At 67.7% G+C, this 12,739-nt stretch carries 9 protein-coding genes; 5 read left to right on the top strand and 4 right to left on the bottom strand.

The window, feature by feature from the left end:
• Positions 1-92: 92 nt before the first annotated feature.
• Entirely contained in the window at positions 93-470 is a 378-nt protein-coding gene (locus AC3WSN_RS25660; protein WP_492541824.1) for a hypothetical protein, read from the bottom strand.
• Between the two features lie 944 nt (positions 471-1,414).
• Between AC3WSN_RS25660 and AC3WSN_RS25655 the strand changes: the two genes are divergently transcribed.
• The 5 genes from AC3WSN_RS25655 to AC3WSN_RS25635 all read left to right on the top strand — a co-directional run bounded on the left by AC3WSN_RS25655 (position 1,415) and on the right by AC3WSN_RS25635 (position 6,602).
• The gene (locus tag AC3WSN_RS25655) at positions 1,415-2,437 is read left to right on the top strand and encodes a SphA family protein (RefSeq protein WP_492541822.1); all 1,023 of its coding nucleotides are present in this window, start codon (positions 1,415-1,417) and stop codon (positions 2,435-2,437) included.
• Positions 2,438-2,707: 270 nt separating this feature from the next.
• Positions 2,708-4,006, top strand: coding sequence for an ammonium transporter (locus AC3WSN_RS25650; RefSeq protein ID WP_492541820.1), 1,299 nt, complete (start codon positions 2,708-2,710; stop codon positions 4,004-4,006).
• A 107-nt stretch (positions 4,007-4,113) separates the two neighbouring features.
• On the top strand, positions 4,114-5,439 hold the full coding sequence (locus AC3WSN_RS25645) for an alpha-amylase family glycosyl hydrolase (protein WP_492541818.1): 1,326 nt from the start codon (positions 4,114-4,116) through the stop codon (positions 5,437-5,439).
• 174 nt (positions 5,440-5,613) lie between these two features.
• The gene (locus AC3WSN_RS25640) at positions 5,614-5,814 is read left to right on the top strand and encodes a hypothetical protein (RefSeq protein WP_192706033.1); all 201 of its coding nucleotides are present in this window, start codon (positions 5,614-5,616) and stop codon (positions 5,812-5,814) included.
• Between the two features lie 326 nt (positions 5,815-6,140).
• Entirely contained in the window at positions 6,141-6,602 is a 462-nt protein-coding gene (locus tag AC3WSN_RS25635; protein ID WP_192706032.1) for a sigma-70 family RNA polymerase sigma factor, read from the top strand.
• Between the two features lie 57 nt (positions 6,603-6,659).
• On the opposite strand, the gene AC3WSN_RS25630 is transcribed toward AC3WSN_RS25635, so the two are convergent.
• The 3 genes from AC3WSN_RS25630 to AC3WSN_RS25620 are packed head-to-tail and all read right to left on the bottom strand — an operon-like array spanning position 6,660 to position 12,616.
• On the bottom strand, positions 6,660-9,449 hold the full coding sequence (locus AC3WSN_RS25630) for a hypothetical protein (protein ID WP_492541816.1): 2,790 nt from the start codon (positions 9,447-9,449) through the stop codon (positions 6,660-6,662).
• Between the two features lie 38 nt (positions 9,450-9,487).
• Positions 9,488-10,849, bottom strand: a complete 1,362-nt coding sequence (locus tag AC3WSN_RS25625; RefSeq protein WP_492541814.1) for an HlyD family type I secretion periplasmic adaptor subunit — start codon at positions 10,847-10,849, stop codon at positions 9,488-9,490.
• A 3-nt stretch (positions 10,850-10,852) separates the two neighbouring features.
• Positions 10,853-12,616 (bottom strand): type I secretion system permease/ATPase, encoded by a 1,764-nt coding sequence (locus AC3WSN_RS25620; RefSeq protein WP_492541812.1) that lies wholly within the window; start codon positions 12,614-12,616, stop codon positions 10,853-10,855.
• Positions 12,617-12,739 lie beyond the last annotated feature (123 nt).

Genomic DNA, 12,739 nt, shown 5'->3' with positions numbered 1-12,739 from the left:
CCCCGTGCTTCCGCTGGAGCAGCGGAACCGTAGATGTCTCAGTCTACGGACTGTGAATACAGCTGCATTGATCCATGCGGACGCACAAGGATCTACATCTGAAGACACGTCAGCAACGCAACGTAGCTCGGCGGCCCACCGATGCTCACTTCCTGAACGCAGGCGTTGCGGCGGTTCGTCTTGAACCCTGGCCATTGCTGTTCAAGCTGTGTGCGAGCCTGTGTCTCGTCATGGATGCAGCCCCGATCGGTCGCCTGAGCGCTCTGACCGATCGACGGTGCTGCGCCGCAGATTGCCTTGATGTCGAAGCGCGGCACCTCCTCGGCATAAGCAGCCGTTGCGGCGGGAAGTGCCAGGATCAGCAGGCCCAACGGCTTCAACATCGCCTGCCCCCTTCGCTGGACTTCGACGCGATACGCTTTCTCACTCAACGCGGGATGGATCAGGCGGCCCGACTCGGGTCCGGGCAAAATCACGCTCCGCGTCAAGCAATAGGTCGCCGCGCCACATTTGTAATCGGCAGCCGACTCGCTGTTGGATCACCGATACAATAAACATTTGACATCCAAATGTGTCAAGCGAATACGTCGAAATGGATTGCCATGAAGAGCGACGCCTAAGCGGAAGTGAGCTGGCGAGCACCGATCGAGAATGAAGGGCCGGAACACGCGGCAATCGAATTACACTGATCTGATATGATTACCCTAGAATTATTAGAAAATTCCAGTTATAAATAACGCGCGATCCGCTCACGGAACATTCAACATCATCAATGGCTCGCATGATTGCTACGTGAGGGTCCAGGTAAATCGCCGGCCCATATCCGGTGCACGGCTCGGTCCTAGAGCCGCTCCCGGTCACGTTGGGACGGCCGACGACACGGCACGAATCGTTGCGCCGGATCGGATCATCCCCGCCGCGACCTCATCCTGAGGCCTCCGCCACGCTTCGGCGCCTCAGGATGAGGGGGATGGCACATGGGCCGGTCGTTGCCGGCTCGCCAATATGCCCCCCCCACGCGCGAAGCGTGTCGCAACACGGGCGGTCGCGGCCCTCGCACGAGACAGACGCGAAACACGGCGCCTTTCGCCGACAGAGTCCGCGCAAATGTTTTCCTGGCGGGCGCGCGTCTTGCGCCAGGATGTACAAGAATCAGTTCCGGCACGCGCGAATCCACGACCCCCGATCCAAGCCGATGGCCATCGTGCGCTGCCGAAACACAGTGTCATGGAATTGCGGTCGGTATCCGTCACATCGAAACCGCCTTCATCCACAGAGAGTGTCGCAAAATTACATCAAAAGGCCGGCATTAAAAAACCTCGCTCCGCTCGAACGCTTGTTTACCGGCTCATGCTGTGCCAGCGTTGCTTAAAGTCTCAGCGATTCCCCTCGCCAAATCTTGGGAGCTGAAGATATGCAACGCCTCGGCACGCCCATCCGATGGGCTGCGGCAGCTCTCCTGAGCGTATCGGCCCTGATGGCCGCCGAGGAGGCCCGAGCGGCTGAATATGCGCAGGGCGTCTACGTGCTCGGCAATCGCGGCCCGCTCGCGGGCGTAACGCCGCCGCCGGGCTGCTACTTCGAGAGCGAGACGTACTTCTATCAAGGCGACCTGGGGGCGAACCGTATCTTCCAGGGTGGCGGTGTCGTGGCCGCGGGAGTCAAGAATTCCACCGTGGCGAACTTTGCGTCGCCGATCTGGGTGACGCCGGTCGAGATCCTGGGCGGCAATCTCGGCTTCTCCATCACCATCCCGTTCGGGACGCCGGATGTCAGCGCGGCCGCAGTCCTGTCCTCACCACGCATCGACCGCATCATCGCCGGCCGCGAACACGATGCCGTCTTCAACGTCGGCGATATCTATCTCGCGTCCTTCGTGGGCTGGCATGCCGGCAATTTCCACTGGACCGCGACGGCGCTCGGCGTCGTTCCCTCCGGCTCGTTCGAGAACGGCCAGCTGTCCAACATCGCGCTGAACCGCCCGGCCCTCGATCTCAGCGGCGCGCTCACCTACCTCGACCCGGTTCTCGGCTACGAGCTCTCGGTCGTGCCCGGCATCACGTTCAACTGGATCAACCCCGCGACGCGATACCTGACCGGCACCGAGTTCCACCTGGAATGGTCGGCGTCGAAGTATCTGAGCAAGGACCTGTCGATCGGGCTCGTCGGCTATTTCTACGACCAGCTGACGGGTGACAGCGGATCCGGCGACCGGATCGGCCCGTTCAAGGGCCGGGTCGTGTCGCTGGGCGGCCAAGTCGGCTACACCTTTCACGCCGGTGAGATCCCCATCTCCACGAGCGTCAGGGTCTATCGCGAATTCGACGTCCGGAACCGGTTCCAGGGCACCGCGACGTACCTGACCATCTCGGCCCCGCTCTGGGTCGCGCCGCCGAAGGCCACCGCGGAGGCGAAGCCGGTTGTCGTGAAATATTGAGGAACGCGGGAAACGCCGTGCGCGCTGCCCGCGGCGGACCACCCGCCTCGGACGCGCGGCGGCCCGTTGGAGCTTGCAGCCGCAGGTATGCCCGCCCCCCGACGCCGCGATGGGGCGCATCGCGCTTAATCCTGCGCCGCAGTCACGGGTGTATCGCGGCCGCGACACACGAGAACTTGTTCGGCGCTGCCCCCGCCGGGGACACGCGCGTGCTTGCCTAGTTGCTAGGCAGTCTGCTTGAGAGCGCGGCTGTTCCCAAGGGTGCCCCTCATGTTGTCGCTCTCCACGCGGGGCCTGTCCGGCCTCGCGCTCCTGGTCCTTTCCGCTACGCCCAGTCTGGCGGCAGCCCCCACGCCCGACAGCGGCAGCACGGCCTGGATCCTGACTGCCTCCGCCCTCGTCCTGTTCATGACTCTGCCGGGCCTCGCCCTCTTCTACGGCGGGCTCGTCCACGCGCGGAACGTCCTGTCCGTGCTGATGCAGTGCTTCGCGATCTGCTGCATCGCCTCCGTGCTCTGGGCGATCTGCGGCTACAGCCTCGTGTTCGACGGGGACGGGGCGCTCATCGGGACGCTCCACAAGGCGTTCCTGGCTCATCTCGAGCCGCTGCGGACCGGAACGCTCCTGCCTGAGCCCGTGTTCGCGCTCTATCAGATGACCTTCGCGGTGATCACGCCGGCCCTCATCATCGGCGCCATCCCGGAGCGCGTGGCCTTTTCCTTCGTCGCCCTGTTCTCGGCCCTGTGGCTGCTGCTCGTCTACGTCCCGGTGGCGCACTGGATCTGGGGCGGCGGCTGGCTGGCCGCGCTCGGAACCCTCGACTTCGCCGGCGGCATCGTGGTCCACACCACGGCGGGAATCTCGGCCCTGCTCCTCGCCATTCTCGTGGGCCGCCGTCGCGGCTTCCCGACGACGCTGACGCCGCCACACAGCCCCGGAATGACCATGATGGGCGCCGGCATGCTCTGGGTCGGCTGGTTCGGCTTCAACGGCGGCTCTGCCCTTGCCGCCGACGCGAGCGCGGCGAATGCCATCCTGGTCACGCATCTGTCGGCCGCTGCGGGCGCCATGGCGTGGACGGCGGCGGAATGGGTGAAGATTCGCAAGCCCACCTCGATCGGGATCGTCACCGGCTGCGTGGCGGGTCTGGCCACGATCACGCCGGGCGCGGGCTACGTCTCGCCGGCCGCTTCCCTGCTGATCGGGGCCGCCGGCGGTCTCGTCTGCTTCTTCGTCACCTTGTACGTGAAGCATCGCCTCGTCATCGACGATTCCCTCGACGTCTTCGCCGTGCACGGCGTGGGCGGCATTCTCGGTTCGCTCCTGCTCGCGGTTTTCCTGCTGCCGGATCTCGGCGGCGTCGGTCTGAGCGAGGGCCGCACGGTCCTGGGGCAGCTCGCGGTTCAGGCGCTCGCCGTCGGGGTGACCGCCCTGTGGTCGGGGCTCCTCACATTCGGCCTGGCGCGGCTTCTCGGCGTCGTGACCCCGCTGCGCGTGGACCAAGAGGCCGAGCATGACGGGCTGGACCTGGCGAGCCATGGCGAGCGCGCCTACGAGTACACCACCTGATCGGACGCCCCGCCCTTGACTCGCGACGGTGGGAGCGAACGGGATCGGCACTGCAACGTTAACGGCGGCGTGACGTTCACCCGCGGCGCGCGGTGCAAGGAGGCCTGGTGCCGGACTGGATCCAACACACTGTCTGGTGGCAGGTCTTCCCACTCGGCTTCGTCGGAGCCGAGCCCGAGGCTGCGCCCGCCGCGCCGGTCGTGCAGCGTTTGTCCCACCTACACGGCTGGCTCGACTATGCCGTCGAACTCGGCGCTTCGGGATTGGCCCTGGGGCCGATCTTCGCGGCCTCGACCCACGGCTACGATACCGTCGACCCCTTCCGGATCGATCCGCGTCTCGGGGACGATGCCGATTTCGATGCGTTGATCGAGGCCGCGCACGCACGCGGCCTGCGCATCCTCCTCGACGGGGTGTTCAACCACGTCGGCCGCAGGCATCCGGCTTTCCAGGAGGTCCTGCATCGCGGCCCGCAGGCAGAGCGGGCGAATTGGTTCAAGCTGTCCTGGCCGCGCGGCACCGCGCCCGGCTCCGAGCCGGACTATGCCTGCTTCGAGGGGCATCGGCAGCTTGTCACGCTCAATCACGACGCGCCGCAGGTGGCGGATTACGTCGCGGCGATCATGGACCACTGGCTCAGTCGCGGCGCGGATGGCTGGCGCCTGGACGCGGCCTACGCCGTCCCGCGGCGGTTCTGGGCCCAGGTGCTGTCCCAGGTCCGCTCCGCGCACCCGGACGCCTACATCGTCGGCGAGGTGATCCACGGCGACTACACCGGCATCGTGCGGGAGACCGGCATGGATGCCGTGACCCAATACGAGCTCTGGAAGGCGATCTGGAGCGGCCTCAACGACCGCAATCTGTTCGAGCTCGCCCACGCGCTGGAGCGCCACAACGGCTACCTGGATGCCTTCGTGCCGCTGACCTTCGTGGGCAATCACGATGTGTCGCGCATCGCCAGTCGCCTTACGGACGAGCGGCACCTGCCCCACGCGCTCGCGATCCTGTTCACCTGCGGCGGCACGCCCTCGATCTACGCCGGCGACGAGCAGGCCTTCCGCGGCGTCAAGGAGGAACGGGTGGGTGGGGATGATGCAATCCGCCCGTCGTTCCCGCCGACGCCGGCAGAACTCGCTCCCTATGGCTGGCCGATCTACCGGTTGCACCAGAGCCTCATCGCCCTGCGCCGCCGTCATCCCTGGCTGCATCGCGCTCGCACGCGGCAGGTGCATCTGGCCAACGCGCAGCTCGTGCTCGCGATGACGGAGGCGCCCCAGGCGCTGTTCGTCGCGCTGAACCTCGCCGATGAGCCGGTCTCGCTGCCCGTACCGGAGGCTCGGCGCATCGAGGTGGGAGAGGGTCAACTCGTCAGCGACGCGGGTGGCGTGCGGGTGAGCCTCGGCCCACAGGGCTGGGCGATCCTGACCGCTTGAACAGCGGCCCGCTGGAACCCCGCTCCAGCCCGGTCAACCGAGCGGGGCGTCGATCACGCCCGGGTGATGCGGTGGCTGGACGTCGAGCGCGCCGCCTACGAAGCGGGTTGACCTTGCCACGATGGCAAGGTGCAGCGTTGCCGATCGGACCGCTGAGCCGAGAGGAGACGTCCTGTGAAAAGCCTGTTCGTGACCACTGCCGCCCTGCTGATGCTCAGCGCGGCCCCCGCCTTGGCCATGAGCTGCTGTGGCGGAGGCAAGGGCGCGATGATGTGCGGAAAGAACAGCATGGCGACGAGCCATACCGGCAAGGCCAAGAAGGGCAGCTGCTGTTGCGAGGGCATGAATGGCCGCAACATGAGCAGGCGCATCTAAGCGACGCCACGACGCTCCGTATCCACGCCGGCCTGACCAGCGGTCTGCTTCACGGTGCGAGAGGCGGGTGAAAAGAGCTGTGCCTTTCGCCCCTCATCCCCTCCCGGATTTATCGATACGCATGCTTGACGTCCGGGATGGTCGAGAACGGTCGCCACAGCGGCGTCCGCTTCATCCAGCACGCGCCGGGAAGCCGACAGGCGCACCACCACCTTCAACGGGTGGCAGCAGAACGCCGGGCGCGTATGCGCAGCTAGCCATACAGCAAACCTCTATCGTATACTCGCTGTACGATTTTGCATGGTGAGATCAGGATCAATCACCCCATGCCGCTCCACCCGGATACCCGTTCACAGTCCCGCGCTGATGAAAGCGGAACGGCGCCGCATCCGAAGGCCGAAGGCCGGCCGAACTTGCCGCGCGTCCAAACCTGCACCGCGGACCTTCGCCTGCATAGCCTGCCTGGGCAGATCGATCGGGCGGATGCGGAGCCGTCGCAGGCGCCTGACCCGGACCTGTTTCGCGATGACCTTCTGCGGCTGCTGCCCGAACTGAGGCACTTTGCGAGATCGGTCACGCAGGCGGCCGAGCAGGCCGAAGACCTCGTCCAAGAGACGCTTCTCAGGGCTTGGCAGAGCCAGGATCAATACCGCCCGAGCAGCGACTTGAAGGCATGGGCCTTCGCGATGATGCGGAACAGCGTCTTGTCCCACAGGCGCGACACGGACCGCGAACTCCCCGATCTGGGCATGGCCGCGGCAGGGCGATCGGCCGGCTCCGTTAATTGAGGGTCCACGTCCAGCCGGCCCTGAAGCTCCCGAGCGGTCGCGTGTTCGACCGCGCCATCAGTGGTGCAGATCGATGTGGTGCGCGTTCGTGCCCTGATCCGAAAGCCCGATTAGCTCGACGTTGCCATGCGACCCAGCCTCGGCCGGTGTGTGACTTGGCGCGGCAGCATGCCCGCGCTGGCCATCGGATGAGAACACGAGATTTCCGGCTGGGTCGACCTGCGCTGCCGGCGGCTGCGCCTGACTCTGCCCACCGGCATGGGATGTCTGGCTGACGGAGGACGGCTGACCACCGCTCACGGCGGGCGATGCGCCCGAGCCTGGCGGATCAACCGGCTGCCCGGAGCTTATCTGCAGCCCAGGATCTGCCGCCGCAGGAGTGTTGGCGTGAGGCGCGCCCTGAGCCTCGGTGCCGGGTTGGACGTGCCCTGGACCCGCGCTGTTCGCCTCAGCCTGCGATGCTCCGGACTGAGGGCCCGCATTCGTGCCGTTGACGGCGCCATGACCGCCGGCGCCCTGCGTGGCTGATCCGCCCTCCTTGAGTTGACCCGGTGCCTCGGCGCTGTTGCCGGGTGCCTCGCTGGCTTGAGCAGAGCCTGGATCCGCGCCGTTCGCCTCGGCTTGCGACGCGCCGGACTGATGGCTCGCGTTCGCGCCGTTGGCGGCGCCATGACCCTCGGCGCCCTGTGTGGCTGATCCGACCTCGTTGAGGTGACCGGGCGCTTCGGCGCTGTTGCCGGGTGTCTCGCTGGCTTGAGCAGAGCCTGGATCCGCGCCGTTCGCCTCGACTTGCGACGCGCCGGACTGATGGCCCACGTTCGTGCCGTTGGCCGCACCGTGACCCTCGGCACCGTGGGTGGCCGATTCCGCCTCCTTGAGTTGACCCGGCGCCTCGTCGCTCTTGCCGGGTTCTTCGCCCGCCTGAGCAGAGCCTGGATCCGTGCCGGTCGCCTCAGCCTGCGATGCTCCGGACTGATGGCCCGCGTTCGCGCCGTTGGCGGCACCGTGACCGTCGGCGCCGTGCGTAGCTGATCCGGCCTCTTTGAGCTGACCCGGTGCCTCGCCGCTCTTGCCGGATGCCTCGCTGACCTGAGCAGAGCGTGGATCCGCGCCGTTCGCTTCAGCCTGCGATGCACCGGACTGATGGCCTGCATTCGTGCCCGTAGCGCCGCCATGACCGTCGGCGCCGTGCGTAGCTGATCCGGCCTCCTTGAGCTGACCCGGTGCCTCGCCGCTCTTGCCGGGTGTCTCGCTGGCTAGAGCAGAGCCTGGATCCGTTCCGCTCGCCTCGGCCTGCGACGCGCCGGGCTGATGGCCCGCACTCGCGCCGTTGGCGGCGCCGTGGCCCTCGGCGCCGTGCGTGGCCGATCCGGCCTCCTTGAGCTGACCCGGCGCCTCGCCGCTCTTGCCAGGCGACCCGTCGGCCTGAGCAGAGCCTGGATCCGCGCCGCTCGCCTCGGCCTGCGACGCGCCGGACTGATGGCCTGCATTCGTGCCGTTGGCGCCGCCATGACCGTCGGCGCCAGATCGGTTTTGATCCGGCTCGCTTCTGCCGGAATGAGCCGGATCTCCAACCGCATTCGCGGCACGCAAGGCCTCTCCCTCTGAAACGGGGCCGCCCCGCGCGGCGTGCTCCTGTCCCCCGGTCCCGTCCTCCCTCCGCGCAGGCGCCAATCGAGTCAGGTCGGCCTGCGTCGTCGCAGTGAGCCCGTCGATCGGCGATGACGGCGTCTCGGTCGCTGAATGCCCGATTGTCTGCGCTGCGCTCTGATGCTGAGACGCGGTCTCACCATTCGTGGCGGGCGACGGGCCCGTCTGCCCCGCACCGTCGGCGCTGCCCGACGCAGCCGCACCGGCGTCCGACCGGGCCTCCGGCGACGTCGACGACCCTGCGGTTCGGGGTGTGCCCGCCTCCGCCGCTTGGGCCGAAGCCTGATATGCGGGCTCCAGGCCTGCCCAGGCAGGACCGTGCACGAGCGTCGGATGTCCGGGACCGATGGCTCTGACATCGGTGCTGCCCGGTTGGGAGGGCGCGACCGAAATCGGCTCGGCCGTCGTGGAACCGGCAGTTCCGCTCGCGGCCTGGCCGCTCGCGCCGGACGTGAGCGGCACACCCGCGCTCGCGGTGCGGATCGCCTCGCCTGCAGGCACCGGGACGCTGCCCTGCTCCCACACGGCGGCAGCGTTGCCGCCCGCTGAGCCGAAGGACAGGCCCGGCTCCGTCGCCGGCTCGCCGTGGTCGGCCGCGAAGGCATCGGCCGCGAAGACCATCGCGGAGAACACGATGACGCCGAACTGCTTGCGATGGCTGTCGCGCTCATCGGCATCGCCGGAATCTCCGGCGCCCGCCGCCCGGTGCTGGAGCGTCTGGCCCAATGGACCGGCCGGAACCGGGCCGTCGCCGGCATGCTCTTGGTCAGCCGCGAACGCGTCTTGGGGTGACAAGCTCAAAGCCGCAGCCGCGACGAGAGCGGCAAGCAGGGCGGCCGGATGGACCGAGAGCTTCGTTCCGTCGGCGCCTTGCGGGATCGGAAGGAGTTCCGGGTAGCGCTGGGCGACCTGGTTGATCAGGGCACGGAAGTCGCTGCCCCGCATCGGGCTGTCCAAGACTTCCGAGGCAATGACGTAGCTGCCGTCGATCCGGGCGAAATGCATGATCGCGTCGCCGTCGGGCCGGCAGAAGACGAACCAGGGCTCCGCCTCGTCGCTCAGACCCTGCTCGCTGCCGATCTGCAGGCCGGCCCGGATCAGCGCGGCCTCGACGCGGTAGAACTCCGCGAGCTCCTGCTGCGACCAGCCGCCCTGGCTGGTCGATGCGGGCCGGAAGAAGGAGATGACCGCACCCATCGGGACCTCACTTCCGCAAATGAACTGACGAACAGGCTTTATCGCTCATGGAAACCGTGTCCGAGGGCTTCGAAGAACGGCGTAACCAGATAGTCGAGCGCCGTGCGCTCGCCGGCCGACACGACGATCTCGGCAGGCAGGCCCGCCAGGAGACGGGGCCGTACGTCGTCCGGCAATTGCTGATCGTCGATCTCGACCGTGCCGGCGAAGTAAGGCTGCTTTGTCCCCTCATCGAGCAGGCGATCGCGGGAGACCATCGTCAGCGTTCCGAAGATGGCGGGCGTGCGGCGCGTCTGGAAGGCCGGGAACTTGACCTCGGCGCGCATGCCGGCATGGACGGCCTCCAGATCGTTCGGCGCGAACTGGACGCTGATCACGAGCCGGTCGTTGGTCGGGACGATCTCCATCAGCGGCTCGCCGGAGCGGATCACCTGCCCGATCGTGTAGACCTTCAATCCCTGGATGACGCCCTGATGGGAGGCCCGGACCTCGTGTCGCCGGAGAACATCCTGGGCAACGATGAGCTTCTCGCGCAGTTCGGAACTCTTCTGACGGACGTCCAGAAGCTGTGCCGTCAGTGTCTCCTGGAGCTTCTGCTTGAGTTGCGCCGCCTGCATCCCCGCCTCGTTGATGCCGTTCTGCGCCTTGGCGGTCTCGGCCACGGACCGCCCGATCACACCCGCGAGGCGTGCGTGCTCCCGCTCCATCATCAGGACGCGGGAGAGCGGGATGAGGTTCTTCTCGCGCAGGCCGCGCAGGCCTTCCAGCTCCTGCTGGATCAGGGCGACCTGTTGCTCGACCGAGGCCTTCTCGACCGCGAGTCCGGCGATCTCGGTCTTCAGCTGCGTGACGCGCGCCTGAATGAGCCCAAGCTGTGCCTGAAACGACGCGCGCCGCTCCGACAGCTGACGGGCTTGGTCGTCGATCATGCGGGCCACGGCCTGGTCATCCCGTCGCGACGCGATCTCCTCCGGCAGGACCAGATCCGGCGCCTGCACCTGCTCGGCGCGCAGCCGCGCCTCGAGGATCAGGGCCGCGTCGAGCTGACCGCGGAGCAAATCGTTGCTGGCGCGCGATTGCACGGGATCGATGCGGAGCAGGACGTCGCCCGCGTGGACGGTCTGCCCGTCTCGCACCAGCACCTCCTGCACGATGCCGCCTTCGAGATGCTGCACCACCTTGCGGCTGCCTTCCGCGACGATGATGCCGGGACTGATGACCGCCCGGTCGAGGCGCGCAGTGGCGGCCCAGCTCCCGACGACGCCGAACGTCGCGACGATGACGGCGTAGCCGGCGACAGCGTACACGCGCCAATTGGTCGGACCGCCGCCCGCCCGCTCCACGTCAGGCGTGCGCTGCGGGGGCGACAGGCTCGGCATCGCGGCTCGCGAGAGGGTCATCGCCTATCCCGCGCTCCGCTGCGCCTCGGAATCCCGGCGGCCCTGGGACGCCGGGGTAGCGACGGGCGGCACCAGGGTCGGGACCGGGCGCGGGCCGGTGATCTGTGACAGAACCTGCTCCGCGGTGCCGTCGGTCTGCAAGGTGCCCCCGCTCATGAGCAGGACGCGGTCGGCCTCGGCCAGCAGGCTCACCTTGTGGGTCACGATCACCACCGTCGTGCCCGACTGCCTCAGCTCCGCCACCGCCTGCATCAGCGCGGCCTCACCGACCTGGTCGAGACTCGCATTCGGCTCGTCCAGCACGACCAAGCTCGGCTCGCCGTAGAGGGCGCGGGCCAGCGCGATGCGCTGACGCTGGCCGCCGGACAATCCGTGCCCGTCCCGCCCGATCACCGTATTGTACCCGTCCGGAAGGGACTGGATCAGCTCGTGACAGCCCGCCCTCCGGGCCACCGCGATGACGCGCGCGTCGTCCTCGGCGGCGAACCGCGCGATGTTCTGCGCCACTGTGCCGTCGAACAGCTCCACGTCCTGGGGCAGGTAGCCGACGTGCTGGCCGAGCGCCTGCTTGTCCCAGTGACGCAGGTCGGAGCCGTCGATGCGCACGGTGCCGTCGAGCAGGGGCCAGACCCCGGTCAGGGCGCGCACGAGGGTCGACTTGCCGGCCGCACTCGGGCCGATGATGCCCACGAGGCTGCCGGGCTCGAGCCGGAAGCTCACCGCGCTGAGGATCGGCCGCGTCGAGCCGGGTGCCGCCACAGAGATGTTCTCGACCTGGATCGAGCCCTGCGGGCGCGGCAGCATCAGGCGGCGGGTCTCCGGCCCGGCGACGTCGATGAGATCCGTCAACCGCCGGTAGCTGGCGCGGGCGGCCGTGAAGCCCTTCCAGTTGCCCACGACGGCCTCGATCGGCGCGAGCGTGCGGCCGATGATGATCGACGCGGCGATCATCGACCCGGCGGAGATCTCGCGGCGGATGGCAAGGTACGCGCCCGCCCCCAGAACCAGGGTCTGCAGGAGCATACGGACGAACTTCGTCCCGGCGACGATCAGGCCGGCCCGATCGCTCGCACGGGCCTGAAGGACCAGGACGTCGTCGTGGCGCCGACGCCAGAGACCGCGCAGGGACGCCAGCATGCCCATGGCCTGCAACACTTCCCCGTTCCGGAAGACGGTGGCGGCCTGCTGCCCCGCCTCGCGCGAGGCCTGACTGGCGGCGTCGAGTGTCCAGCGCGTCGCGATCTCGGTGAGCAACGTCAGCCCGAGGATCGTGCCGCCGCCCACGAGCGCCATCCAGCCGAACCAAGGATGCAGCACGAAACAGGCGAGCAGAAAGATCGGGATCCAGGGCAGGTCGCAGAACGCAAGCATCCCGCTGCCGGTCAGGAACTCGCGCAGGACATCCACGTCGCGCAGCGCCGTGTCGTGACGCGCGCCGGGCCGGATCAGCATGCCGCGGTGGGCGGCATCGAAGATCGGATCGGCGATCTCCCGGTCGAAGATCACGCCGCCACGCACCAGAAGGCGCGAGCGCAGCATGTCCAAGGTCGCGTAAACGGCAAGGCCGAACGCGGCGATCAGCGTGATCCCGATGAGCGTCGTTTCACTGCGGCTCGGAATGACGCGATCGTAGATCTGAAGCATGTACAGCGGGCTGACGAAGAGCAGCAGATTGATGAACAATCCGAAGATCACAGCCGTCGCCAGAACCGGTCGAAGCGCGCGCAGGCCGGTGGTCAAGGTCGACGGCAGTGAGTGATCGCCCATACTGCTTTCGTCCTGCAATCGACCGGCGCAATCAGCGGCCTTCGAAACCCCACGTCGCGAAGTCATCGCGCCGACGACCACCGGACGCCGACCTCCGCACCCTTGAGCCAAGGGTCCGATCGT

Source organism: Methylobacterium sp. FW102-HT35C08 (assembly GCF_058790235.1).
Note: the sequence above shows the minus strand (reverse complement) of the source record. Positions and strands in the feature narration are given on the sequence as shown.

Bases quoted from the DNA above. Each gene is read 5' to 3' on its own strand.
- AC3WSN_RS25655 (WP_492541822.1), top strand. From the start codon at position 1,415: ATGCAACGCCTCGGCACGCCCATCCGATGGGCTGCGGCAGCTCTCCTG.
- AC3WSN_RS25650 (WP_492541820.1), top strand. From the start codon at position 2,708: ATGTTGTCGCTCTCCACGCGGGGCCTGTCCGGCCTCGCGCTCCTGGTC.
- AC3WSN_RS25635 (WP_192706032.1), top strand. From the start codon at position 6,141: ATGCCGCTCCACCCGGATACCCGTTCACAGTCCCGCGCTGATGAAAGC.
- AC3WSN_RS25630 (WP_492541816.1), bottom strand. From the start codon at position 9,449: ATGGGTGCGGTCATCTCCTTCTTCCGGCCCGCATCGACCAGCCAGGGC.
- AC3WSN_RS25625 (WP_492541814.1), bottom strand. From the start codon at position 10,849: ATGACCCTCTCGCGAGCCGCGATGCCGAGCCTGTCGCCCCCGCAGCGC.
- AC3WSN_RS25620 (WP_492541812.1), bottom strand. From the start codon at position 12,616: ATGGGCGATCACTCACTGCCGTCGACCTTGACCACCGGCCTGCGCGCG.